At 73.4% G+C, this 23155-nt stretch carries 22 protein-coding genes and 1 pseudogene; 8 read left to right on the forward strand and 15 right to left on the reverse strand.

Annotated features, from left to right (window positions below):
- Positions 1-149: 149 nt before the first annotated feature.
- From QF030_RS10120 to infC, 5 genes are all read right to left on the reverse strand, one after another.
- Positions 150-1289 (reverse strand): sensor histidine kinase, encoded by a 1140-nt coding sequence (locus tag QF030_RS10120; RefSeq protein ID WP_307162318.1) that lies wholly within the window; start codon positions 1287-1289, stop codon positions 150-152.
- A gap of 53 nt (positions 1290-1342) precedes the next feature.
- Positions 1343-2203, reverse strand: a complete 861-nt coding sequence (locus tag QF030_RS10125; RefSeq protein ID WP_307162319.1) for a TrmH family RNA methyltransferase — start codon at positions 2201-2203, stop codon at positions 1343-1345.
- A 198-nt stretch (positions 2204-2401) separates the two neighbouring features.
- The gene (gene rplT, locus QF030_RS10130; RefSeq protein WP_020132316.1) at positions 2402-2785 is read right to left on the reverse strand and encodes a 50S ribosomal protein L20; all 384 of its coding nucleotides are present in this window, start codon (positions 2783-2785) and stop codon (positions 2402-2404) included.
- A 97-nt stretch (positions 2786-2882) separates the two neighbouring features.
- Complete coding sequence (gene rpmI / locus QF030_RS10135; RefSeq protein ID WP_003977225.1) at positions 2883-3077, reverse strand: 50S ribosomal protein L35; 195 nt, start codon at positions 3075-3077, stop codon at positions 2883-2885.
- A 107-nt stretch (positions 3078-3184) separates the two neighbouring features.
- A complete protein-coding gene (infC, locus tag QF030_RS10140) occupies positions 3185-3877 on the reverse strand; it encodes a translation initiation factor IF-3 (RefSeq protein ID WP_307167527.1) in 693 nt (230 codons plus the stop codon).
- A gap of 394 nt (positions 3878-4271) precedes the next feature.
- Between infC and QF030_RS10145 the strand changes: the two genes are divergently transcribed.
- Positions 4272-4649 carry a DUF1844 domain-containing protein gene (locus tag QF030_RS10145; RefSeq protein WP_307162320.1) on the forward strand — a complete coding sequence of 126 codons (378 nt, stop codon included), beginning with the start codon at positions 4272-4274 and terminating at the stop codon, positions 4647-4649.
- A gap of 35 nt (positions 4650-4684) precedes the next feature.
- Here the strand turns inward: QF030_RS10145 and QF030_RS10150 are convergent, their stop codons facing one another.
- On the reverse strand, positions 4685-5416 hold the full coding sequence (locus tag QF030_RS10150) for an SseB family protein (RefSeq protein ID WP_307162321.1): 732 nt from the start codon (positions 5414-5416) through the stop codon (positions 4685-4687).
- Between the two features lie 151 nt (positions 5417-5567).
- Here QF030_RS10150 and QF030_RS10155 point away from each other — a divergent pair, with 151 nt between their 5' ends.
- On the forward strand, positions 5568-6578 hold the full coding sequence (locus tag QF030_RS10155; RefSeq protein WP_307162322.1) for a serine hydrolase: 1011 nt from the start codon (positions 5568-5570) through the stop codon (positions 6576-6578).
- On the opposite strand, the gene mycP is transcribed toward QF030_RS10155, so the two are convergent.
- Together mycP and QF030_RS10165 are read right to left on the reverse strand one after the other, a co-directional pair.
- The gene (gene mycP / locus QF030_RS10160; protein ID WP_307162323.1) at positions 6579-7781 is read right to left on the reverse strand and encodes a type VII secretion-associated serine protease mycosin; all 1203 of its coding nucleotides are present in this window, start codon (positions 7779-7781) and stop codon (positions 6579-6581) included. It abuts the gene before it with no gap.
- Entirely contained in the window at positions 7778-8617 is an 840-nt protein-coding gene (locus QF030_RS10165; RefSeq protein ID WP_307167528.1) for a hypothetical protein, read from the reverse strand. The genes mycP and QF030_RS10165 overlap by 4 nt, the downstream gene beginning before the upstream one ends.
- A 1662-nt stretch (positions 8618-10279) precedes the next feature.
- Between QF030_RS10165 and QF030_RS10170 the strand changes: the two genes are divergently transcribed.
- Positions 10280-11482, forward strand: coding sequence for an amino acid deaminase/aldolase (locus tag QF030_RS10170; RefSeq protein WP_307162324.1), 1203 nt, complete (start codon positions 10280-10282; stop codon positions 11480-11482).
- 20 nt (positions 11483-11502) lie between these two features.
- Here QF030_RS10170 and QF030_RS10175 read toward each other — a convergent pair whose 3' ends face one another.
- The 3 genes from QF030_RS10175 to QF030_RS10185 all read right to left on the reverse strand — a co-directional run bounded on the left by QF030_RS10175 (position 11503) and on the right by QF030_RS10185 (position 15123).
- Entirely contained in the window at positions 11503-12294 is a 792-nt protein-coding gene (locus QF030_RS10175; RefSeq protein WP_307162325.1) for a 3-oxoacyl-ACP reductase, read from the reverse strand.
- Positions 12291-13658, reverse strand: coding sequence for an aldehyde dehydrogenase family protein (locus QF030_RS10180; protein WP_307167529.1), 1368 nt, complete (start codon positions 13656-13658; stop codon positions 12291-12293). The genes QF030_RS10175 and QF030_RS10180 overlap by 4 nt, the downstream gene beginning before the upstream one ends.
- Positions 13659-13758: 100 nt before the next feature.
- Positions 13759-15123 carry a glutamine synthetase family protein gene (locus tag QF030_RS10185; protein ID WP_307162326.1) on the reverse strand — a complete coding sequence of 455 codons (1365 nt, stop codon included), beginning with the start codon at positions 15121-15123 and terminating at the stop codon, positions 13759-13761.
- A gap of 104 nt (positions 15124-15227) precedes the next feature.
- Here QF030_RS10185 and QF030_RS10190 point away from each other — a divergent pair, with 104 nt between their 5' ends.
- Together QF030_RS10190 and QF030_RS10195 are read left to right on the forward strand one after the other, a co-directional pair.
- A complete protein-coding gene (locus QF030_RS10190) occupies positions 15228-15962 on the forward strand; it encodes a FadR/GntR family transcriptional regulator (protein ID WP_307162327.1) in 735 nt (244 codons plus the stop codon).
- 40 nt (positions 15963-16002) lie between these two features.
- A complete protein-coding gene (locus QF030_RS10195) occupies positions 16003-16710 on the forward strand; it encodes a gamma-glutamyl-gamma-aminobutyrate hydrolase family protein (RefSeq protein WP_307162328.1) in 708 nt (235 codons plus the stop codon).
- Positions 16711-16828: 118 nt separating this feature from the next.
- On the opposite strand, the gene QF030_RS10200 is transcribed toward QF030_RS10195, so the two are convergent.
- A complete protein-coding gene (locus QF030_RS10200; RefSeq protein WP_307162329.1) occupies positions 16829-17758 on the reverse strand; it encodes a LysR family transcriptional regulator in 930 nt (309 codons plus the stop codon).
- A gap of 70 nt (positions 17759-17828) precedes the next feature.
- Here QF030_RS10200 and QF030_RS10205 point away from each other — a divergent pair, with 70 nt between their 5' ends.
- Positions 17829-18995 (forward strand): TDT family transporter, encoded by a 1167-nt coding sequence (locus QF030_RS10205; RefSeq protein WP_307162330.1) that lies wholly within the window; start codon positions 17829-17831, stop codon positions 18993-18995.
- Here the strand turns inward: QF030_RS10205 and QF030_RS10210 are convergent.
- The 3 genes and pseudogenes from QF030_RS10210 to QF030_RS10220 form a co-directional block, all read right to left on the reverse strand.
- Positions 18907-19626 carry a helical backbone metal receptor gene (locus tag QF030_RS10210; RefSeq protein ID WP_307162331.1) on the reverse strand — a complete coding sequence of 240 codons (720 nt, stop codon included), beginning with the start codon at positions 19624-19626 and terminating at the stop codon, positions 18907-18909. The two genes, QF030_RS10205 and QF030_RS10210, sit on opposite strands and share 89 nt — an antisense overlap.
- On the reverse strand, positions 19626-20204 hold the full coding sequence (locus QF030_RS10215) for a helix-turn-helix domain-containing protein (RefSeq protein WP_307162332.1): 579 nt from the start codon (positions 20202-20204) through the stop codon (positions 19626-19628). Before QF030_RS10215 ends, QF030_RS10210 begins: the two co-directional genes overlap by 1 nt.
- 477 nt (positions 20205-20681) lie before the next feature.
- Positions 20682-21041, reverse strand: a pseudogene (locus QF030_RS10220) (glycine betaine ABC transporter substrate-binding protein); the annotation flags it as partial.
- An 85-nt stretch (positions 21042-21126) separates the two neighbouring features.
- On the opposite strand from QF030_RS10220, the gene QF030_RS10225 reads away from it, so the two are divergent.
- On the forward strand, positions 21127-22068 hold the full coding sequence (locus QF030_RS10225) for a 5'-3' exonuclease (RefSeq protein ID WP_307162334.1): 942 nt from the start codon (positions 21127-21129) through the stop codon (positions 22066-22068).
- Positions 22069-22230: 162 nt separating this feature from the next.
- Entirely contained in the window at positions 22231-23076 is an 846-nt protein-coding gene (locus QF030_RS10230) for a siderophore-interacting protein (RefSeq protein ID WP_307162335.1), read from the forward strand.
- Positions 23077-23155 lie beyond the last annotated feature (79 nt).

Below are 23155 nucleotides of genomic sequence, written 5' to 3' on the forward strand. Positions count from 1 at the left end.
CTTCCCGTGCTTCCGATTGGCTGGCTGAAGGTCCCCGTCACCGACTCACGCTGAGGTCAGAGGGCCGTCCATGGGACACAAAGGTGCCAAAGGCCGAGTCTAACGGGGTGGAGGTATACGCATGCGCCCGCGGGCCGCCCGGCCGGTTCTCAGGTGAGATACGCCGGGGCGCTCACGGGCAGGGTAAATCGGAACTCGGCGCCGCCGCCGGGGGCGCGGCCGACCGTGATGACGCCGCCGTGGGCTTCGACGATGCCCTTGACGATGTACAGCCCGAGGCCCGTGCCACCGCGCTTGCTGCCCCGCCAGAAGCGGGTGAAGACGCGGTTCATGGACTCCTCCGGGATGCCTGCCCCCTCGTCGCTCACCGTGACCGACGTACCGGTGTCCTCCCCTTCGCGGGGGGACGCCGAGGGCGTGACGTCGATCGTGACGGTTCCCTCGCCATGGCGCACCGCATTTTCGAGGAGGTTGCTGAGGACCTGGTCGACCTTGTCGGGGTCGGCCCACAGAGCGGGCAGCGGCTGCTCCAGACGCAGCAGGAACCGGTCGGCGGGCTGTCCCGCGGCGACGTAGGCCTGGATGTGCCGTCCCACCGCCGCGCCGATGTCGACGGGCTGGCGGCGCAGCTCCAGCCGGCCCGAGTCGATGCGCGAGATGTCGAGCAGCTCGGCGATGAGGCGGGTGACCCGGTCCGCGTCGGCGTCGACGGTCTCCAGCATCAGCCGCTTCTGGTCGTCGGTGAACCTCGACCACTTGGCGAGCAGGGTGGCGGTGAAGCCCTTGACCGAGGTCAGCGGCGAGCGCAGCTCGTGGGCCACGGTGGCGATCAGCTCGGCGTGGCTGCGTTCGGTACGGCGGCGGGCCTCGGTGTCGCGGATCGAGACGACGACCCGGCGGACCGGTCCGGTGGGTTCGCCGCGGACGTACCGCACCGTGACGAGCACCTCGCGTCCGCCCGGCAGCAGGAGGTTGCGCTCGGGCTGTCCCACCCGGATGGCGAGGCCGCCGTAGGGGTCGGTCAGCTGCCACCAGCGGCGGCCTTCGAGGTCCTCCAGCGGCAGGGCCTTCTCGAGCCGCTGCCCGAGGGCGTCCGCGGCCGGGACGGCGGTGATGCGCTGGGCGGCGGCGTTGAAGCAGACGACGTGCCCGTGTTCGTCGGCGACCACGAGCCCGTCGGGCAGGTCGTCGGGGTCGATGCCGAGACCGGCGGGGTCAGCGGCCGGCCGGGGCGCGGCGGCGTCGGGCGCGGGCTGCGCATCCCGTGTACTGCTCATGCCGACGCTCATTCCCCGTACCCCACCTCTCAGACGACTGAGGGGCCCCCGAGCTGGTCACCCTACTAGCTCTCGGTGACGGAGCGGCACCCTCCGGAGGCGCGCTGTGCACGGGCCGATGCGTAGAGACATACGGCGGCGGCGGTCGCGAGGTTCAGGCTCTCGGCCTTCCCGTGGAGGGGAACCCGCACGACGGCGTCCGCGAGCCCCCGGGTCTCCTCCGGGAGTCCCCAGGCCTCGTTCCCGAACACCCACGCCGTGGGCCCGCCCATCGTCCGCCGGTCCAGCTCGTCGTCGAGGTCGTCGTCCCCCGCGCCGTCGGCGGCGAGGATGCGTACCCCGGCGTCCTTCAGCCCGGCCACGGCCCGCTCGACGGGGACCCCGACCGCCACGGGGAGGTGGAAGAGGGAGCCCACGGAGGCGCGGACGGCCTTGGGGTTGTAGAGGTCGACGGAGGCGTCGGTCAGGACGACGGCGTCGGCGCCCGCGGCGTCGGCGCAGCGCAGGACGGTGCCCGCGTTGCCCGGGTCGCGCACATGGGCCAGTACGGCGACCAGCTTCGGCCGGGCCGCGAGGATCTCCTCGAAGGGCGTGTCCAGGAACCGGCAGATCCCGACGAGCCCCTGCGGGGTGACGGTGGTGGAGATGTCCTCGATGACCTGCTCGTCGGCGAGGTGCACGCGGGCGCCGACGGCGCGGGCCTCGCCGATGATGTCGGCGTAGCGCTCCGCGGCCTCGACGGTGGCGAACAGCTCCACCAGGGTCGCGTCGTCGCCGGCCCGGTGCGCGGCCGCCTCCCGCACGGCCTGCGGTCCCTCCGCGAGGAACAGCCGCTCCTTGCCCCGGAAGTTCCGCCGGGCGAGCCGCCGGGCGGCGGAGACGCGGGGGGAACGGGGGGAGATCGGCTCGGGGCTGGCGGAGGACATGTGGTTCACCTTCGGTATCAGTGCGGCCGACTTGGCAGCGAGGGCGACTGCAACCCCCCAGGGGGCGCGGGGAACTGCGCGACCGGCCGCGTACGGCCGGCCACCCGAACGACGGACCCGACGGGCGTCGGCAGCAAAAGGACCCGCAGGCCGAAACCTGCGGGTCCTTCAGTCACGTCGGCCGGAGCCGGCGCGGCGTCACGCGGCCTTGGGCGCGTTCACGTCCGCCGGGAGGGCCTTCTGCGCGACCTCGACCAGCGCGGCGAACGCGGTGGCGTCGTTCACGGCCAGCTCGGCCAGGATCTTGCGGTCCACCTCGATGTTCGCGGCGTTCAGACCCTGGATGAAGCGGTTGTACGTGATGCCGTTGGCGCGGGCAGCCGCGTTGATGCGCTGGATCCACAGCCGACGGAAGTCGCCCTTGCGCTTCTTGCGGTCGTTGTAGTTGTAGACCAGCGAGTGGGTGACCTGCTCCTTGGCCTTGCGGTACAGGCGCGAACGCTGACCGCGGTAGCCGGAGGCCGCCTCGAGGATCGCCCGGCGCTTCTTGTGGGCGTTGACTGCCCGCTTGACGCGTGCCACTTGTTTAACTCCTTGTAGCGGGGCCGTGGTGGGACTCACACGACCCGGAATCGATTGGGTCCCGGTCTGAGGTCAGGCGCGCGTCACGCGCCCGACGTCACTTGCCGAGAAGCTTCTTGATCTTCGCGGCGTCGCCCGGGGCCATCTCGGCGTTGCCGGTGAGGCGACGCGTCACGCGGGACGACTTGTGCTCGAGCAGGTGGCGCTTGCCGGCACGCTCACGGAGCACCTTGCCGGAGCCGGTGATCTTGAAGCGCTTGCTGGCACCGCTGTGCGACTTGTTCTTCGGCATAGCGCCGTTCTCTCCTCGTCGGTGGCGTTCCGGTGCCCGGTCGTGAAACCGGGCACGGTGGAACGTCGCTGGTATCGGTTATGTCCTCGGGACTCGCGTCCCGCGGATCACGCCTCGGCGGAAGCCTCGGCAGGGGCCTCGACGTCATCCTCGGCGGCGACGACATCGGCGTCACCATCGGCGTTGACGGCGTCGGCGTCCGCGGCGTTCTGCGAGCGGCCCGGGTTGGCCTTCGCCTCGGCCTTGCGGGCTTCCTGCGCCTGACGGGCCTCGGCCATCGCCTCGGTCTTCTTCTTGTGCGGACCGAGAACCATGATCATGTTTCGGCCGTCCTGCTTCGGGTTCGACTCGATGAACCCGAGGTCCGCGACATCCTCCGCGAGACGCTGCAGCAGTCGGTAGCCCAGCTCGGGCCGGGACTGCTCACGACCGCGGAACATGATCGTGATCTTGACCTTGTCGCCCTGCTTGAGGAACCGAACGACGTGACCCTTCTTGGTGTCATAGTCGTGCGGGTCGATCTTCGGCCGGAGCTTCATCTCCTTGATGACCGTGTGCGCCTGGTTCTTGCGCGCCTCACGGGCCTTCATGGCCGACTCGTACTTGAACTTCCCGTAGTCCATGAGCTTGCAGACCGGGGGGCGGGCTGTCGCCGCGACCTCGACCAGGTCCAGGTCGTACTCCTGGGCAAGCTCCAGTGCCTTGGCCAGGGGGACGATGCCCACCTGCTCGCCACTGGGACCGACAAGTCGCACCTCTGGAACGCGAATCCGGTCGTTGATGCGGGGCTCGGCGCTGATGGATCCTCCTAGATAGCACCACGCGGCGGTCTGGCGAACGGCCGCGTAACGTCTTGGTTGTCAGACCAGTAACCACGCCGAAGCACAAAAAATGCCCCGAACGATCACATGCGGGGCTCCAAGCACTACCGGAGCACCGCCGCGTGAACGCGGGGCGCACTACCGGGCGACTCCATCGTCCGTACGGAACGATGGTGGCCGCCTGACCGGGGTGACCCGCCGTCCGCGAGGACGGTCGGGTGGGAGTTCGGAGCCTCCACTTGTGGGCCGGATCCGCCTGCTGAGGGGCACGCGTGTCCGACCGGTCGTTACACGAGATTAGCAGCCTGCGCCAGGAACGGCCAATCGAGCCTCGGTACGGGGACCGGGCCGGCCTGCGCCTATCGTGTGGGGCATGAGTGACTCCTCCCCCGCCGGCCCCGCCGAGACCCCCGGCACCCCCGACTTCGACGCCATGACCCGCGACATCGCCGAGGTCCCCGCCGTCGAGGTGATCGTGACGGTCGCCGTCAACCTGATGAGCGCCGCCGCCGTGAAGCTGGGGCTCACCGAGGAGGGCGACAAGTACAAGGACCTCGACGAGGCCCGCAAGCTGATCCACGCCCTCGCCGGCCTGCTGGACGGAAGCGCGACCGAGATCAGCTCCTTCCACGCGGCGCCGCTGCGCGACGGTCTGAAGTCGCTCCAGCTGGCGTTCCGCGAGGCGTCCCTCGTCCCGGACGAGCCGGGTCACGGCCCGGGCGAGAAGTACACGGGTCCGCTCTACGGCTGAGCCGGTACCTCCACCGGACCGGCCCAGCCGCCGGTTCAGCTCTTCACGTACAGGGGCTCGCCAGGAGGCGTCGTCCCGGCCGGCAGCAGTGCCAGGTCGAGGCCGCGCACCAGGCGGGCCCTCAGTGTCTCGTCGGCGGCGAGCCGGGCTGCCACCGCGCGGGCGGTCTCGGCGGGGACGGCGTCCGTGCCGAGGACGAGGGCGAGGGTGCCGTCCGCCTGTCCGGGCCCGAGGTGGGCGCTGAGGACCGCCGGTTCGGCGGCCACGGCGTCCCGTACCGCCGCCCGCACCGCCGGGTCGGCGAGCGGGTCGGCCGACGTACGGCCCTCGGCGAGCGCCAGCAGCGCCGGTCCGGTCAGTTCGAACACCACCGGCCCGGCCAGGTCGAGGACGACCGTGTCCGCCTTCTCGTGGGCGGCGGCCTGGAGCGCCTGGTGCAGGGGTACGGCGACCGGGCGGGCCTCGGGGTCCCAGCGGGCGAGGGATTCCGTGGACGTGAAGGCGGGCAGCGCGGTCCGGGCGCCGGCCTTCAGCGTGGGCACGGCCATGTCGCTGGTCTTCTCGCGGCGCAGCCCGTTCTCGTCCTCCTCCACCTCGCCGAGCACGGCCACCACGGGCACGAGGAGCCGGGCGCCCTTGAGGGCCGCCAGGACCGGGCCGACGGCGGTGCGGTCCTCGGCCCAGGCGGCGAGCGCCGCGGTCAGCCGGGGGTCGGCCGAGCCGTCGTCGTCGGAGAAGCCGGGGTCGGGAATGTTCTTGTTCGCCACGGTCGTCGACCCTATCGGGGGGACGGCACGGGACTCGTGCGGGGCCCGAAACACGGCGGTGACGTCTTTCACCGGATTCTCATACATCCCTGACGTGCCTCTAACCTCCGTCTAACGGCGCGCACAGTCAGCGCCCCGAGCATCGACGGTCATGGAGTCCTCCAGAGCACGTCGCAGCCGCCGCGCTCAGCCCGCCCGGCGCCGGCCGCTCCTGTACACCGCGCTCGCCACGGTCGCCGTCCTCGGCGCGACGGCGGGCGGGACCGTCTATGTGAAGGCGCAGGGGCACCCGGGGACGGGAGCCGTATCGTCGTCCTCCGTGACGCCGTCGGCGTCCGGGTCGGACAGCGGAAAGGTGTCGGTGGAGACGGTGGCGGCGCCCGAGGTGGACCACGACGCACTGCTCGCGTCCGCGATGAGGTCGGTGACCGTGCCGGGCGACGCGGCCGTGTCCGCGGCCGTGCTCGACCTGGACTCCGGTGACGACGCCACGTACGGCGAGAACGCCTTCGACACGGCGAGCATCGTCAAGGTGGACATCCTGGCGACGCTGCTGCTGCAGGCGCAGGACGCGGACCGGCACCTCACGGCGGCCGAGAAGACGTACGCCACCGCGATGATCGAGAACAGTGACAACGACTCGGCGTCGGCGCTGTGGCGGATCATCGGGAAGGCGCCGGGGCTCGACGCCGCGAACGAGCGGTTCGGGCTGACGGACACCGCGGGCGGCGCCGACATGCTGTGGGGCCTGACGCAGACCACGGCCGGCGATCAGCTCATCCTGCTCCGGCAGGTCTTCGGGGACGACTCGGAGCTGAGCGAGGCGTCACGGACGTATCTCCGGGGCCTGATGGGGCGGATAGCCGTCGATCAGCGCTGGGGTGTCTCGGCAGCGGCGGACGGGTCCTCGTGGGCGCTGAAGAACGGCTGGCTGGCGCGGAGCACGACCGGGCTGTGGGACGTCAACAGCATCGGCCGGGTGACCGTCGACGGCCACGACTGCCTCGTGGCCGTGCTGTCGAACGGCAACACGACGCAGGCGGCCGGGATCTCGCTGGTCGAGCAGGTGGCGCGGACGGCGGTGTCGGCGTTGCGTGACGGCGGCGCCGCGGCGTCGGCTTCGGGATCCGCGTCGGGATCCGCCTCGCCGTCCGCCGAATAGCTAGAGCGCCTCGTAGGTCTCGGGCCGTTCGCGCTCGCGGCGGCCGCGCCACAGGGCCACCGCCGTCACCAGCAGCACTCCCCCGGCGCCGCCCGCGAGCAGGCCCGCCCAGCCGGCCGTGTCCTCGTCCGCCTCCGGACGGTCCGGGCCGGAGCCGAAGTACCGCTCCGCGTAGGCCGCCGATCGCAGGCCCTCCGGCTCGAGTCCGGCGGCAGCCGTGATCGCGGCGGCCGGGTCGATGAACCCGTAGCCGCGGGAGTCGTCGCGCCCTCCGGTGGGGGCGTTGCGGGCGGTGTCCTCCAGGAGCTTCTTGATCTGGGCCGGGGTGAGCCCGGGGTGGGCGCCCTTGATGAGCGCCACGGCCCCCGAGACGAAGGCGGAAGCGGCGCTGGTCCCCCACCCCTCGTAGTACTTGTGGTCCGGGTCGGCGATGACGACGTCGACGCCGGGCGCGCTCACCGTGGCGTACCAGCGGCGGGTGGAGAAGGAGGCACGGGTGCCGTACCGGTCGACGGCGGCGGCGGCGATGACGCCCGGGTAGGCGGCCGGGTACGAGATGTGGTCGCCCTTCTCGCCGCCGTTGCCGGCCGAGGCGACGACGACCGAGCCCTTCTTCAGCGCGTACTGGACGGCCTCGTCCTCGGCGGGCTCGGGATGCGCGGAGGCCGAGTCGTCTCCGAGCGAGAGGTTGATGACGTCGGCGCCCTGGTCGGCGGCCCAGCGGATGCCCTCGGCGAGGGCGTTGCCACGGGTGTTGCGGGCCTTGGTGCGCTGCGGGTCGCCGTCCTCCAGGATCACGCGGACGGGCAGGATCTTCGCCTCGGGGGCGACCCCGAGCACCCCGTCGCCGTTGCCGTAGCCGTGGCCGTGACCGGCGATGATGCCGGCCATCGCGGTGCCGTGGCGGGCCCACGCGCGGTCGCCGGGTCCGGCTCCGAAGCCGACCATGTCCTTGCCGGTGAGCACGTTGCCGGTGAGGTCGGGGTGGTCGGCCTCGACGCCGGTGTCCAGGACGGCGACGGTGATGCCGGCGCCCTTGGTGGTCTGCCAGGCCTCCTGCGTGTGCAGTGCCTCCAGGGCCCACTGCTTGGCGCGGATGCCGTCGGCGTAGGCGGTGGAGGGCGGCACGAGGACGACGGCGGCGGCCAGGAGGCAGGACAGGAGCCCTGCCCTGCGGGTCGTGCGAGTCCTGCGGGTGCTCATGAGGGCGGCTCCGAGGGCGTGACGGCGGTCTTGCGCAGGCCGCGCTCGATGCGGTCGGCGAGGCCCTGGGCCTCGTTGCCGAGGCCCGCCTGGGCGGGGGCCGTGGTGGCGCCCGCCGCGGTGGCCGCCGGGGCCGGCTGCGGGGTGTCGACCACGCGGCCGTCGGCCCAGCCGGAGACGGAGTAGACGACGACGGGCGCGTCGGTGAGGACGGAGACCGTCCACGCGGCACGCTGCTTGTCGCCGAAGGCGGCGGCGACGGTGTCCTTCGCGGCGTACGGCCGGGGCATCAGATCGGTCCGCTCCGCCAGCTTCTCCTTGGTGAAGCGGGTGTCGAGCGAACGCATGGCGGCCGCGTCGGCCGTGGTGAACAGCAGACCGACGGTGGTCACATAGCTCTCGGTGGCGTCGGTGTAGGTGGCCCGCAGGAGCCGCCGGCAGCCGACCGGCGCGAGAACCTTGAGCAGCAGCGGGTCGAGGGCGTCGGCGCAGTCGCCGTCCGGGGCGACGGCGATCCGGGTCCAGGTGCGGTCGGCGCCGCCGGGACCGGCGCCCTGACCGTCGACCGTGGGCGGGAACAGCTGGTCGACCGGCACGTTGTGCCACAGGCCCCCGGCGGTGGTGTACGTGCTGCGCTCGGCGGCGTCCGCCGAGTCCCCGATCAGCCAACTGCCGGTGACGGCACCGCCGATGAGCCCCAGCCCGAGGACGACACAGGCGGCGGCCGCGGCGACGCGTCCCCGCCGGCCGAAGGTCCGGTGCGTGTCCCCGTACCCCTCGGGGCGCGCGAACGTGACCACGGGCCGGGTGGCGCCGGGGGCGCCGCCCGGGGTCATGGGAGCGCTCCAGGAAAGAGACGGATCGGGACCGCTCGGCACGCCGGAGCCGCCGCCGTCGGTCCGTTGCGGGGTCATCGGCGCCGGGGGCCCGGCAGGGGCGGGCGGTACGGCGAAACCGGGCTGCCGAACGGCCGCTCCGGGGCTCCAGGCCGGCCCGTCGTCCGGCACCGCCGGGGCCGCCCGGGAGTCACCGCGCGGACCGCCCCGGGCGCCCGACGCCTCCGCCTCCCGCCGATTCCGTCCGGGCGCGGGCACCCAGCTGCGGGGCAACGGCGACCAGGCCCGGTCGGACACGGGCGCGCCCGGCGAGGCCTCGGGGGCATCCGTCGAGCCCGCGGGACGGGAGGGCGGCGGCGGGACCACGGGACGGGCGGACGGCGGGACAGGGCGGGCGCCCGCACCGGCGGAGAAGAAGCCGTCCGCGGCGGCGGGCCGGGAACCATCCGCGCGGGTGGGGTACGTGCCCGAGCCCGAGGAGGCGTCGGTGGGACGGGAGCCGCCCGGACCTGCGGCACGAGCGCCCTCGGGGCCGGTGGAACGGGGAGGGGCGGCGCCCGCGGAAGGGCGGCTCTCGGGTGCGGCGGGAAGCGGGGACCCGTCGCCGGCGGGGCGGACGGCGGAGGCGCCCGTGGAGGGGGAGCCGTCGGGGCCGACCGGGCGGGTGGGCGTCCCGTCGGTGGGGCGCGGCGAAGGCGTGCCGGGGCGCGGGGCGGCGTCGCCCGTGCGGGGGGCCGGCCTGGTGGGCCGTGGGGCGCGGCGGAAGTCGTGGGGCGGGGCGGGGCGGGAGGCGGCCGGACGCTCCTCGGCTCCCGAGGGCGTCCCGGTGTCGTCGCGTCGTGGGACCGCCGGGCCGGGGCGGGACGGCTGCGGCGGGGTGTCCGGGAAACGGGCCGACGCGGGCGGCGGAGGCGGGGTCAGGGCGTCCGGGTGCCGGGGCCGCGGGTCGGTGGAGCGGGGGGCGGTACGGGACAGGGGGGCGTCCGGGTCCGGGGAGAGGAAGCCGTCCGCGGCTGTGGCCTCGCCCCGGGAGGCGGCTCCGGCCGGGCCGGCCGGCGTCCGGCGCGCGCCCTGCTGCTGCGGCCCGGGCGTGCCGGAAGCCTCCTCGCGCGCGTCCTTCCGCACGGCTCGCTGCCGCGGTGGGTCGGTCGGCGTCCGGGGCGGCGCGGCGGAATCCTGCTGCTCCCCGTCGGGGATCACCCGGTGCGCGGGGTCGCGCTTCGGCGGCTCGGCGGGCGCCCGGCCGGTGCTCTCACGGTCCGTCGGGGCCGCCGGGGGTCCCGACGGGCGGGGCGGGGTGGCCGGGCGGGGCGGGACTCCGGGCTGGGGCGGCACGTCCGGGCGCGGGGGGACCGAGGCGCGGCGTGCTTCGGTGCTCATGCACCCCCCGTTTCCTCGTCCCCGGGCCGTCGTTCTGGTACGCGGGCGGACGAATCTCGTGCCCGGGCGGCCCCGTGCGGACGCTGCGGTCCGCTCCGGGCACACATACCCGCACGGGCGGACCGGCATCCCGGCACGGCTGGCCGGCCGGAGCCGTCCTCCGTGCGTGCGCGTCACTCTACGGCTTGTCGCCGGGCGAACGGGAACCGGTCCGCGACGCCCGGGGCTTCTGCCCGGAACGTCCCCCTACCCTGCGGTAATCCTGTCTGGCAGGCTGCGTTCATGACTGCGCGCGCCGCCGACCGGGCCCGTTACGACCGGGCCACCGCCCATCTCGACGCCCCTCTCGCCCTCGTGGACCTGGACGCCTTCGACGCCAACGCCGACGACCTGGTCCGCCGGGCCGACGGCAAACCGATCCGTGTCGCCAGCAAGTCCGTCCGCTGCCGGACGCTCCTGGAGCGCGTCCTGGCGAAGGACGGCTTCGCCGGCATCATGTCGTTCACCCTCGCCGAGTCCCTGTGGCTGGCCCGGTCCGGGTTCGAGGACATCCTCCTCGCCTACCCGTCGGCGGACCGCACCGCCTTCGCCGAGCTGGCCGCCGATCCCAAACTGGCCGCGGCCGTCACGGTCATGGTCGACGACGTCTCCCAGCTCGACCTCATCGACGGGGCGCGCGGCGAGGGGCGCGAAGTCGTGCGGGTCTGCCTGGAGTTGGACACCGCGCTGAAGCTGTTCGGCGGCCGGGTCCGGGTCGGCGCCCTGCGCTCGCCGCTGCACTCCCCCGCCCAGGTCGCCGACGTGGCGAGGGCGATCGCCCGGCGGCCCGGTTTCAGGCTGGTGGGGATCATGGCCTACGAGGGGCACATCGCCGGGGTGGGCGACGCCGTCGCCGGGCGGCCCTTCCGGTCCCGTGCCATCCGGCTGATGCAGGCCACCGCCCGGCGCGAGCTCGCCGAGCGCCGCGCCGCGGTCGTGCGCGCGGTGCGGGCCGTCGTGCCGGACCTGGAGTACGTCAACGGCGGCGGCACCGGCAGTGTGCAGCACACCGCCGCCGAGGACGCGGTCACCGAGATCGCGGCCGGATCGGGGCTGTACGTGCCGCGGCTGTTCGACAACTACACGTCCTTCAGCGGACGTCCGGCGGCCCTGTTCGCCCAGCCCGTCGTCCGGCGGCCGGGGGTGGGGATCGTGACCGTCCTCGGCGGCGGGTATCCCGCGTCCGGCGCCCCCGGGCCCGACCGGCTGCCTGTGCCGTACCTGCCGGAAGGGCTGCGTTACGATCCCCAGGAGGGGCCGGGCGAGGTGCAGACGCCGCTGCTCGGCTCCCCCGCCGACGATCTCCTGATCGGCGACAAGGTGTGGTTCCGGCACGCGAAGGCCGGTGAGCTGTGCGAGCGGTTCGACGTGCTGCACCTCGTCGAGGGGGACACGGTGACGGCGACCGTGCCGACCTACCGGGGTGAGGGGCGGACCTTCCTGTAGGCCGGCCGGCGCGAGGCGGCCTACAGCGGAGTCACGTAGGCCCCGGAGATCCCGCCGTCCACCAGGAAGTCGGAGGCGTTGACGAAGGAGGAGTCGTCGCTGGCCAGGAAGGCGACGGCGGCGGCGATCTCCTCGGCCTCGGCGAACCGGCCGACGGGAATGTGGACCAGTCGGCGGGCGGCCCGCTCCGGGTCCTTGGCGAACAGCTCCTGGAGCAGCGGGGTGTTGACCGGACCCGGGCAGAGGGCGTTGACTCGGATGCCCTCCCGCGCGAACTGCACGCCCAGCTCACGGGACATGGCGAGGACGCCGCCCTTGGACGCGGTGTACGAGATCTGCGAGGTGGCGGCGCCCATCCGGGCCACGAAGGACGCCGTGTTGATGATGGAGCCCCTGCCCTGACGCCGCATGTAGGGAATCGCCGCCTTGCAGCACAGGTAGACGGAGGTCAGGTTGACCTCCTGGACGCGCTTCCAGGCCTCGAGGCCGGTCTCCAGGATGGAGTCGTCGTCGGGAGGGGAGATGCCGGCGTTGTTGAAGGCGATGTCGACGCTGCCGTAGGTGTCGTGAGCCGTCCTGAACAGCGCCTCGACCTGCTCGGGGTCGGTGACGTCGACCTTCACGAAGGTGCCCCCGACCTCGTCGGCGGCGGCCTTGCCGCGGGTCTCGTCGACATCGCCGCAGACGACGTGCGCGCCCTCGGAGGCGAGCCGGCGCGCGGTGGCGAGGCCGATGCCGCTGCCGGCTCCGGTGATGACGGCGGTGCGGCCGACCAGACGGCGGCAGATGATCTCGTCAGAGGATGCGGTCACTGTGCGGGGCCCTCCGTGCTGATGAAGACGTTCTTGGTCTCGGTGAAGGCGGTCAGGGCGTCCGGACCCAGTTCCCGGCCGACGCCGGACTGCTTGTAGCCGCCGAAGGGGGTCCAATAGCGAACGCTGGAGTGGGAGTTGACGGACAGATTGCCGGCCCGGACGGCCTGCGAGACGCGCAGCGCCCGGCCGACGTCCCGGGTCCAGATGGAGCCGGAGAGGCCGTAGGGGGTGTCGTCGGCGAGCCGGATCGCGTCCGCCTCGTCGGTGAAGGGCAGCAGTACGGCGACGGGGCCGAAGATCTCCTCGCGGGCGGCGGGCGAGTCGGGCGCCGCGCCGGTGAGGACGGTCGGCGGGAACCAGAAGCCGGGGCCGTCGGGCGCGGTGCCGCGCAGCGCCTCGGCGTCGTCCGGTACGAACGACCTTACGCGGTCCACCTGTTGCCGGGAGATCAGCGGGCCCATCCGGGTCTTCTCGTCCGCCGGGTCACCGACCGTCACGGCGGCCAGTTCCCGCGCCAGGTGGTCGGCCACCTCGTCGTAGACCGATTCCTGGACGAGTACGCGGGTGCGGGCGCAGCAGTCCTGGCCGGAGTTGTCGAGGAAGGAGAACGGGTCGACCGCGGCCTTCAGGTCGGCGTCGGCGAAGACGATGTTGGGACTCTTGCCGCCGAGTTCCAGGGTGACCGGCTTGACTTGCCGGGCGCAGCGTTCCATGACCTCACGGCCGGTGCGGGTGGAGCCCGTGAACACGATCTTCGCCACGCCGGGATGGTCGACGAGCGCGCGGCCGGCGACCGCTCCGTGGCCGGGCAGTACCTGGAAGAGGTGCTCCGGCAGGCCCGCTTCCAGCGCCAGTTCGGCCAGGCGCAGCGCGGTGAGCGGGGTGGTCTCGGCGGGCTTGAGGACCACGGCGTTGCCTGCCGCGAGGGCCGGGAAGGAGCCCCAGGCGGCGATGGGCATCGGGAAGTTCCACGGAGCGATCACCCCGACCACGCCGAGCGGCTCCTGGAAGGTGATGTTCCAGCCGCCGGGCACGGGGATCTGGCGGCCCAGGAGCCGTTCGACGCCGCCGGCGGCGTAGAGGAGCAGGTCGCGGGCGTTGCCGGCCTCCCAGCGGGCGTTGCCGAGAAGATGACCGGCCTCGCGGACCTCGAGGAGCGCCAGTTCCTCGACGTGGGCGTCGACGACGTCGGCGAAGCGGCGCAGCAGCCGGGCCCGGTCGGCGGGGGCGGCTGCCGCCCAGGCCCTCTGGGCGCCACCGGCGCGGGTGACGGCCCGGTCCACGTCGGCCGGGTCGGCGGCCGGGACGGTGGCGACGACCTCCTCGGTGGCCGGGTTGAGAACGATCAGCTCGTGCGGCAGCGACTGCGGGTCCGACGAGGAAGGACCGGACGAGGAAGGACCGGACAGGGAGGGACCGGACAAGGAAGGGCCTTTCACGCGCGGGGGACGGGCGGCTGCGTCAGAGACGTTCGAAGGAGCGGCGCAGCTCCCAGTCGGTGACCGCCGCGTCGAAGGCCTCCAGCTCGACACGCGCCATGTTGCCGTAGTGGGCCACGACCTCCTCGCCGAACGCGGCCAGCGCGATGGGGCTGGCCGCCCAGAGCTCGGCGGCCTCGCGGAGGGTGGTCGGGACGTGTGCGTACTCGGCGGCGTAGGCGTTGCCGGGACAGGGCTCGGGCAGCTCCAGCTTCTGCTCGATGCCGTACAGGCCGGCCGCGACCAGGCCCGCGACCGCGAGGTGGGGATTGACGTCACCGCCGGGCAGCCGGTTCTCGAAGCGCATCGAACGGCCGTGGCCCACGACGCGGAGGGAGCAGGTGCGGTTGTCGTATCCCCAGGCGACGGCGGTCGGGGCGAAGGAGCCCGGCTGGAACCGCTTGTAGGAGTTGATGTTGGGGGCGTAGAGGAGGGAGAAGTCGCGCAGGGCGGCGAGCTGTCCGGCGAGGAAGTGCCGCATGACGTCGGACATCCCCCCTTCCCCCTCGCCCGCCATGACGTTGGCGCCGTCGGCGTCGGTGAGCGAGAGGTGGATGTGGCAGGAGTTGCCCTCGCGCTCGTTGTACTTGGCCATGAAGGTCAGTGAGACGCCCTCCTGGGCGGCGATCTCCTTGGCGCCGGTCTTGTAGATCGCGTGCTGGTCGCAGGTGGTCAGGGCCTCGTCGTAGCGGAAGGCGATCTCGTGCTGGCCGGGGTTGCACTCGCCCTTGGCGGACTCGACGGTGAGTCCGGCGCCGGCCATCTCGTTGCGGATGCGGCGCAGCAACGGCTCGACCCGGCCGGTGCCGAGCACCGAGTAGTCGACGTTGTACTGGTTGACCGGGGTGAGGCCGCGGTAGTTGGCGTCCCAGGCGGCCTCGTAGCTGTCCTTGAAGACGATGAACTCCAGCTCGGTGCCGACCTGGGCGGTCAGGCCGAGCCCGGCGAGGCGCTCCAGCTGGCGGCGCAGGATCTGGCGCGGGGCGGCGACCACGGGCGAGCCGTCGTTCCAGGCCAGGTCGGCGATCAGCATGGCGGTACCGGCGTTCCAGGGCACCCGGCGCAGGGTCGACAGGTCGGGGCGCATGGCGAAGTCGCCGTAGCCGCGCTCCCAGGAGGACATCGCGTAGCCCTCGACGGTGTTCATCTCCGTGTCGACGGCGAGGAGGTAGTTGCAGCCCTCGGTGCCGTGCCGGAGGACCTCGTCGAGGAAGAATCCGGCGGCGAACCGCTTGCCCTGGAGACGTCCCTGCATGTCGGGGAAGGCCAGGACGACAGTGTCGATCTCACCGCTCGCGACGTGAGCGTGCAGCTCCTCGACGCTGAGCGGGGGTGTGCGGTCTGCCACGGGAGGGCCTCCTTCGGCTTCCCCGGCTCCTTCGTCTTCTGCGGGCGGGCCGGGAGCCATAAGGTATTGCCGAGAACCATTGCTTGGGAAGGGGGCGCGGCCAGATGCCGGTGGACGCTGACGGCGGACCGGACGACCGGCTGACGCCGGTACTGCGGCCGGTGCGGGCCGGGAACGGCTTCGAGGAGGCGCTGGAGCAGATACTCCAGGTGGTGCGACTGGGCCTGGTGCCCGGGGGCGAACGGCTGCCGGCCGAGCGGGACCTGGCGGAGCGGCTCGGGATCAGCCGGGTGACGCTGCGCGAGGTGCTGAAGGTCCTCCAGGACCAGGGACTGGTCGAGTCCCGTCGGGGCCGCTACGGCGGAACGTTCGTGCTGCCGCGTGCGGACGCCGGCGGCGAGGACGAGCTGCGGCGGCGGATCGCGGAGGTCGACATCGAGGACGTGCTGCGCTTCCGCGAGGTGCTCGAGGTGGGCGCCGCGGGCCTGTGCGCGACGCACGGGCTGACGGACGAACAGGCGGAGCGCCTGCGCGACGCCCTGGCCGACACGGCGGACGCGCCGCTGGCCGACTACCGCCGCCTGGACACGATGCTCCACCTGACCCTGGCCGAGCTGTGCGGCTCACCCTCGCTGACCGCGCGGTACGCGGCGGTCCGGGCCACGGTGAACGATCTGCTCGACTGCATCCCGCTCCTCGTCCGCAACCTGGAGCACTCGCAGCGCCAGCACCTGGCGCTGGTCGAGGCGGTGCTGGACGGTGACGCGGACGGGGCCCGGGAGATGACGCGGGAGCACTGCGCGGGGACGGCGGCCCTGCTCAGGGGCTTCCTCGCGTGAAATGGTACGACCACGGTCCATTGCGGGAGCGGGAGGGCACATGACGGACGGCTCACGGCCGCTGATCGGCGTCAGCACGTATCTGGAGTCCGCGGCACGCTGGGGCGTGTGGGCGCTGGACGCCGTGCTGCTGCCCGTCGGCTATCCACGGCTGGTGCAGCGGGCCGGCGGGCTGGCCGCGATGCTCCCGCCGGACGCTCCCGAGCACGCGGCGGCGACCGTGGCCCGCCTCGACGGCCTGGTGATCGCGGGCGGGCCCGACGTCGAGCCGGTCCGCTACGGCGCCGAGCCGCACCCGCGCACCGGGCCGCCGGCGCGGGAACGGGACGCCTGGGAGCTGGCCCTGATCGAGGCCGCGCTGGCGGCCGATCTGCCGCTGCTGGGCATCTGCCGGGGGATGCAGTTGCTGAACGTCGCGCTCGGCGGCACCCTGACGCAGCACATCGACGGGCACGCGGAGGTCGTCGGCGCCTTCGGCAGGCACCCGGTCAAGCCGGTCCCCGGCACCCGGTACGCGGGGGCCGTCGAGGAGGAGACCTCCGTTCCGGCCTATCACCACCAGGCCGTGGACCGTCTCGGCGCGGGCCTGATCCCGTCGGCGTACGCGACGGACGGCACCGTGGAGGCCGTCGAACTGCCGTCGGCGGCCTGGGTACTGGGTGTCCAGTGGCACCCGGAGATGGACGAGGACGCACGCGTCATGCGCGCCCTGGTGACGGCGGCGCGATCCGGCCGGTCGGCCCCGTGAGGACGAGGCCCGTTCAGGGTCGGCAGGGAGCCCGGGCCAGAAACGGGAGGTCCTGCGGCACAGCCCCCGCAGACGGGAGAGGGACGGGCGGCGGGCGGCTGGCGGCGGGGCGAAGAACCTACCCCCGGGTGAGCGACAGCAGCTCCCGCGCCGGTCCCGCGGGCCGATGCCCGGTCGGCCACACCGCCCGCAGATCGCGCGCCAGCGCGACCCCCTCCACCGGCACCTTCACCAGCCGCCGCATGGCGAGCTCCTCACCGACCGCCAGCTCACTCAGCACCGCGGGCCCCGCCCCACTGACCGCCGCCGCCTTGACCGCTGTCGTCGAGGAGAGCTCGATCAGCGGCCGGGCCAGGCCGCCCAGCGCCGTGTCGAGCACCTGACGGGTCCCCGAGCCCTTCTCGCGCAGGATCAGCGGCGTCGAGGCCAGTTCGGCGGCGGGGAGGGGCCGTCGGCGGCGGGCCCACGGGTGGGCGGGCGCGACCACGACGATCAGGCGGTCGTGGGCTATCACGGCGGAGTCCAGGCCGGGCGGCACCGTGAGGCCCTCGACGAAGCCGAGGTCCGCCTCCCCGGAGAGCAGCCGCTCGGCGACGGCCGCCGAGTTGCCCGCGAGCAGCGACACCGCCGTGTCCGGCCGCCCGGCGCGCAGCGCGAGCAGCCAGCCGGGCAGCAGGTACTCGGCGATCGTCATGCTCGCCGCCACCCGGAGCCGGGAGTCACGGCGGACCCGCAGCGCCTGCGCTCCCGCGTCGAACGCCCGTGCCGCCTCGACGACCCGCCCCGCCCAGTCCGTCACCAGCGCGCCGGCGTCCGTGAGCCGGGAACCGCGCGGCGACCGGTCCACCAGGGCCACGCCCAGTTGGCGTTCCATGGAACGGATCCGGCTGCTGGCGGCGGGCTGGGTGATGCCGAGCTCCCGCGCGGCCGCGCCCAGGCTGCCCAGCCGTGCCACCGCCAGCAGCAGCTCCAGCGCGCCCAGGTCCGGGACGCGGTGCGCGATCGACCCCGGCGCGGTGTCCGCGCGCTGTTCCTCGACACTCCCCATAAACCCAGCTTATGCCCCCATAGAGTCATACTCCCTGGTCGCGGCCGGACGACGGGGCGACCGTGGAGCCATGGTCACCGCCGCCCAGCCCCTTTACGCCCTCCCCCGTGCCCGCGCCGGCGCCGTCCGTCACCTCGGACCGAACTGGTACGCCACGGTCATGGGAACCGCGATCCTCGCCCCGGCGGGAGCCGCGCTCCCCGCGCACCCTCCGGGGCTGCGATCGCTCCTCACCGCCTGCTGGGTCCTCTCCTTCGTCCTGCTGTCGGCCCTGCTCGGCGCCCGTGCCCTGCACTGGCGCCACCACCGCGACCAGGCCCGCGCCCATCTGCTGGATCCGGCGACGGCGCCCTTCCACGGCTGTACGGCGATGGCGCTGCTCGCCGTCGGGGGCGGCGCCGTCGTCGTCGGCCGGGACCTGATCGGCATCCGGGCCGCGGTCGCCCTCGACGCCGTGCTGTTCACCGTCGGGACGGCGGTCGCGCTCACGGCCGCCGCGGCCGTCCCGTATCTGATGGCCGTCCGCCATCGTGTGCGGGCATCGGACGCGACGCCCGTGTGGCTGCTGCCGCTCGTCGCGCCCATGGTGTCCGCCGCGCTCGGACCGCTGCTGGTGCCGTACCTGCCGGCCGGGCAGCCGCGGCAGACGCTGCTCCTGGCGTGCTTCGCGCTGTTCGGACTGAGCCTGCTCGCCACGTTCGTCATGCTGCCGCTCGTGTTCGGGCGGCTGCTGACGGGCGGCCCGCTGCCTCTCGCCCTCACCCCGACCCTGTTCCTCGTCCTCGGCCCGCTCGGGCAGTCCACCACCGCCGTCGGGAAGTTCGCCGAGGTCGCTCCGGGGATCCTGCCCGGCCCGGACAGCCGCGGTCTCGCCGTGTTCGCCATGCTGTACGGGGTGCCCGTCATGGGGTTCGCGCTGCTCTGGCTGGGCCTGGCCACCGCGCATGTGGCGCGGGCCCGCCGGCACGGGATGGACTTCGCGATGACCTGGTGGGCGTTCACCTTCCCGGTCGGCACCTGTGTGACCGGAGCGGCGGCGCTGGCCCGGCACACCGGGCTGGTCGTCTACGACGTGCTCGCCTGCGCGCTGTACGTCGTCCTCGTCGCCGCGTGGATCGTGGCCGCCGCGCACACCGTCCGCGGGCTGGTCAGCGGTGAGCTGCTCGCAGCGCCTCGCCCAGCACCTTCGGCGCCTCCGCGAGCGACGGGCCGTACCACGTCAGGTGCCGTCCGCTGAGCAGGGCGCAGGGCAGCCCGGGGAAGGCCTCCGGGCCGTCGTCGGCGGTGAAGCGGTAGGGCTCGTCCGGCAGGACGACCAGGTCCGGCGCGGCGGCGAGGAGTTCCCCGGCGGGGATCCGCGGATAGCGTTCGGCGTGCCCGGCGTACAGCTGGTCGACGCCGAGGCGGGCCAGCACGTCCCCGGCGAAGGTGTCGCGGCCCAGGACCATCCACGGGCGGCGCCAGATCGGTACCACGGCCGTCCTGCGGCGGGTGAACGCCGGCGGCGCCGCCCAGGCCCTCTCCGCCTGGTCGAGCCACTCCGGCCGCGAGGGCGCCCCGCACGCCCGGAGCACGCGTGCCAGCTCACCGAAGGCCTGCGGGACGTTCCGGATCTCCGTCACCAGCACGTCGAGGCCGGCCGCTCGCAGAGCGGCCAGGTCCGGCTCCCGGTTCTCCTCCTCGTTGGCGATCACCAGGTCGGGGGCGAGGCCGACGATCCGGTCGACCCGGGGGTTCTTGGTTCCGCCGACCCGGGTGGCGCCCAGGTCCGCCGGGTGGGTGCACCAGTCGGTGACGCCGACCAGGGCGCCGGGCACGGAGCGGGCCACCGCCTCCGTGAGCGACGGCACCAGCGAGACGATCCGCACTAGCGCTTCCGGCCCCGGTCCCGGTCCCGTACCGCCTCGATGTGCTCCGCCACGGCGACGACGACCACCCGGGTGTCCGGCACGGTCGCCCGCCAGCGATGGCGGACCCCACCGGTGAGGTACAGGGTGTCGCCGCGACCGAGACGGTAGGCGCGACCCTCCGCCTCGATCTCCACGGCGCCGTCGGCCACGTACATCAACTGGTCGTTGCGGTACTGGAATTCACGGCCGGCCTCATGGTCGCCGGTGAACTCCGAGGCGTGCATCTGGTGGTGTCCGCGCACCAGGGACCGGGAGCGCGGCTCGGATGCCGGCTCGCTCACCTCCGCGCGTACGACGTCCACGCTGCACGCGGGGTCGGCGGCGGCGAGGAGTTCGACGGCCGTGGTGCGCAGGGCGTCGGCGACCTTCTCCAGGGAGCTGGTGCTGGGCCGTGCGCGCTCGTTCTCGATCTGGCTGAGGAACGGGACGGACAGGCCGCTGCGCTCGGCCACGACGGCGAGGGTGAGCTCCAGGGACCGGCGTCGGCGCCGCACGGCCGCGCCCACCCGCAGGGGCTGTTCTTTGTGGTCGCCCATCGCTTCGGCTCCCTCCTTAGCTCGTCGCTGCCGTGACGTCCTCCACGCCCTCCGAGGAGTTGTCTGCACCCTACGCATGTTCGGCAAACCGTTTCACGCGCCCGTCACATCGAGGACACCGGGCGTCACACCGGACCTCACAGTTCGCGCCAGCCGATCGGCCCCCCGGATGCGCCGGGCACGGACCCGCACTGCGGCTCTACGGTTCAATGCGCGGACGGCCGCGCATGTTCCCGCTCGTCCCCGGCTTCGCGAAGACCCCGGCCCGGGTGCGGGCGTAGCTCTCCGTACTTGGCCGGATCCTTGCCGTGCCGGGGGGTGGGCCGACCTGGCGCCGGCCGGCGCCGTGGCGGGCGGTGCGCGCCGCCGGAACAGGGAGGAACGCGCCCGGACGACACGAGGGGCGGGCCCCGACGCCGGCCCGGAAGGCCGTGCGTCGGTGCCCGCCCCTCGTCGGGCGGTCACGGTGCTGTCAGGTCACCGGGCCGCCCGGCTTTCCTGCCCCGAATCGGTGACCGGTACCCACTTCTCGACCAGAGCTGGATTCTTCTTCAGCCAGGTCCGGACCGCGTCCTGCTCCTTGCCCTTGCCGGCCTTCCGGATCCGCGCCTCCAGACCGGTGAGCTGGGCCTCGGTCATGCTGAAGTTCTTCAGCCACTCGCCGACCTCGGGGCTGTCGGCGGCGAAGCCCTTGCGGGCGACGGTGTGCACGCCGTCTCGCTTGCCCCAGGCGCCCTCGGGATCCCCGAGCTTCTTCAGGTCGTAGTCGCTGTACGCCCCGTGCGGCGACCAGAGGGCGACGACGATCGGCTTCTTCACGGCGTACAAACGGAGGAGTGGCTCGGTTCACAGCAAGTTTCACAGGAGGTTCACTCATGCCACGGGAGTGGATACGCGCCGATGGTCGAGGCACGCGTGCGGCATGATGCGGGGCGTGACCGGACGACTGATGCTCCTCGACACCGCCTCGCTCTACTTCCGCGCCTACTTCGGCGTCCCGGACTCCGTGAAGGCGCCGGACGGCACTCCGGTGAACGCCGTGCGCGGGCTGCTGGAATTCATCGACCGGCTGGTGAAGGACCACCGGCCGGACGGGCTCGTCGCCTGCATGGACGCCGACTGGCGCCCCCAGTGGCGGGTCGACCTGATCCCCTCCTACAAGGCGCACCGTGTCGCCGAGGTGCGCGAGTCCGGGCCGGACGAGGAGGAGGTGCCGGACACGCTCTCGCCGCAGGTGCCGATCATCGAGGCGGTCCTGGACGCGCTCGGCATCGCACGGGTGGGCGTCGCGGGCTACGAGGCGGACGACGTGATCGGCACCTTCACCGGGCGGGCGAAGGGCCCGGTGGACATCGTCACCGGCGACCGCGACCTCTACCAGTTGGTGGACGACGCACGTGGAGTGCGCGTGCTGTACCCGCTCAAGGGCGTCGGCACGCTCCAGCTCACGGACGAGGCGTGGCTGCGCGGGAAGTACGGCGTCGACGGGAGCGGGTACGCGGATCTGGCGCTGCTGCGCGGCGACCCGAGCGACGGCCTGCCGGGCGTGCCGGGCATCGGAGAGAAGACCGCGGCCAAACTGCTGGCCGAGTTCGGCGACCTGGCCGGGATCGTGGCAGCGGTCGACGACCCCCGGGCGAAGCTCACCCCGTCCCAGCGGAACCGGCTGAACGAGGCGCGGCCGTACCTCGCCGTCGCACCGAAGGTGGTCGAGGTCGCCGACGACGTGCCGCTGCCGGACGTGGACACCGCCCTGCCGCGCGCGCCGCGGGACGGAGCGACACTGGAGGCACTGGCGCGGCGCTGGGGCCTCGGCGGGTCGCTCCAGCGGCTGCTGACGACGCTGGGCGCCCCGCGCGCGTGAGCGTCGCCCCCGTGCCGAGGACCGACGATCGCGGAGTCCGGGAGCCATTCTCTGCATGAGATCCGGATGAGAGGTGAGTCGACCTCTCGAAAGGGACGGGCATCACCGGGGGGAGAGATGCTAACTTAGGTAACCCTAACCATACCCTCATGGGAGGCCGTCATGGCAGAACGTCCGGCACGGAAGCCGCGGAAGCCCCACTCCGCGCAGGTCGTCCGCACCGAACGGCTGACCCCCCATATGCAGCGCGTCGTCCTCGGCGGCGAGGGCTTGGCCGAGTTCACCGCGGGCAGCTGCACCGACCACTACGTCAAACTGCTCTTCGGCCCCGAGGGCGTGACCTACCCCGAGCCCTTCGACCTGGAGCGCATCCGGGCCGAGTTCCCCCGCGAGCAGTGGCCCGTGACCCGGACCTACACCGTGCGCAACTGGGACGCCGAACTGCGCGAACTGACCCTGGACTTCGTGGTCCACGGCGACGAGGGCCTGGCCGGGCCGTGGGCCGCGCGCGTCCAGCCGGGCGAGACGGTCCGCTTCATGGGCCCCGGCGGCGCCTACGCGCCCGACACCGCCGCCGACTGGCATCTGCTGGCCGGCGACGAGAGCGCCCTGCCGGCCATCGCGGCCGCCCTGGAGTCGCTGCCCGCCGGCAGCGTCGCCCACGCCTTCATCGAGGTGTCGGGCCCCGAGGAGGAGCAGAAGGTCGACTCCGACGTGGAGATCGTCTGGCTGCACCGCGGCGACCGGCCGATCGGCGAGCGGCTCGTCGAGGCCGTACGGGCGCTGGAGTTCCCCGAGGGCCGCCTGCACGCCTTCGTGCACGGCGAGGCCGCCTGCGTGAAGGAGCTGCGCAAACTCCTGCGCGTCGAGCTTCAGATCCCCCGCGAGGACCTGTCGATCTCCGGCTACTGGCGGCTCGGCCACAACGAGGACGGCTGGCAGGCCTCGAAGCGGGACTGGAACGCGCGGGTGGAGGCGGAGCAGGAGGGCGCGGCACCGGCCGCGTGACCTGGGCGTAAGCGGCCCGCCCTCGTGGCGCGGGCCGCCCCGGCGACCCCGGGCCCGCCCCGGCCCGTGGCCGTACCGA

Source organism: Streptomyces rishiriensis (assembly GCF_030815485.1).
Taxonomy (GTDB): domain Bacteria; phylum Actinomycetota; class Actinomycetes; order Streptomycetales; family Streptomycetaceae; genus Streptomyces; species Streptomyces rishiriensis_A.

Coding starts and splice junctions, on each gene's coding strand:
- QF030_RS10120 (WP_307162318.1), bottom strand. CDS start 1,289: ATGAGCGTCGGCATGAGCAGTACACGGGATGCGCAGCCCGCGCCCGAC.
- QF030_RS10125 (WP_307162319.1), bottom strand. CDS start 2,203: ATGTCCTCCGCCAGCCCCGAGCCGATCTCCCCCCGTTCCCCCCGCGTC.
- rpmI (WP_003977225.1), bottom strand. CDS start 3,077: ATGCCGAAGAACAAGTCGCACAGCGGTGCCAGCAAGCGCTTCAAGATC.
- QF030_RS10145 (WP_307162320.1), top strand. CDS start 4,272: ATGAGTGACTCCTCCCCCGCCGGCCCCGCCGAGACCCCCGGCACCCCC.
- QF030_RS10155 (WP_307162322.1), top strand. CDS start 5,568: ATGGAGTCCTCCAGAGCACGTCGCAGCCGCCGCGCTCAGCCCGCCCGG.
- mycP (WP_307162323.1), bottom strand. CDS start 7,781: ATGAGCACCCGCAGGACTCGCACGACCCGCAGGGCAGGGCTCCTGTCC.
- QF030_RS10165 (WP_307167528.1), bottom strand. CDS start 8,617: ATGACCCCGGGCGGCGCCCCCGGCGCCACCCGGCCCGTGGTCACGTTC.
- QF030_RS10170 (WP_307162324.1), top strand. CDS start 10,280: ATGACTGCGCGCGCCGCCGACCGGGCCCGTTACGACCGGGCCACCGCC.
- QF030_RS10190 (WP_307162327.1), top strand. CDS start 15,228: ATGCCGGTGGACGCTGACGGCGGACCGGACGACCGGCTGACGCCGGTA.
- QF030_RS10195 (WP_307162328.1), top strand. CDS start 16,003: ATGACGGACGGCTCACGGCCGCTGATCGGCGTCAGCACGTATCTGGAG.
- QF030_RS10200 (WP_307162329.1), bottom strand. CDS start 17,758: ATGGGGAGTGTCGAGGAACAGCGCGCGGACACCGCGCCGGGGTCGATC.
- QF030_RS10205 (WP_307162330.1), top strand. CDS start 17,829: ATGGTCACCGCCGCCCAGCCCCTTTACGCCCTCCCCCGTGCCCGCGCC.
- QF030_RS10215 (WP_307162332.1), bottom strand. CDS start 20,204: ATGGGCGACCACAAAGAACAGCCCCTGCGGGTGGGCGCGGCCGTGCGG.
- QF030_RS10225 (WP_307162334.1), top strand. CDS start 21,127: ATGATGCGGGGCGTGACCGGACGACTGATGCTCCTCGACACCGCCTCG.
- QF030_RS10230 (WP_307162335.1), top strand. CDS start 22,231: ATGGCAGAACGTCCGGCACGGAAGCCGCGGAAGCCCCACTCCGCGCAG.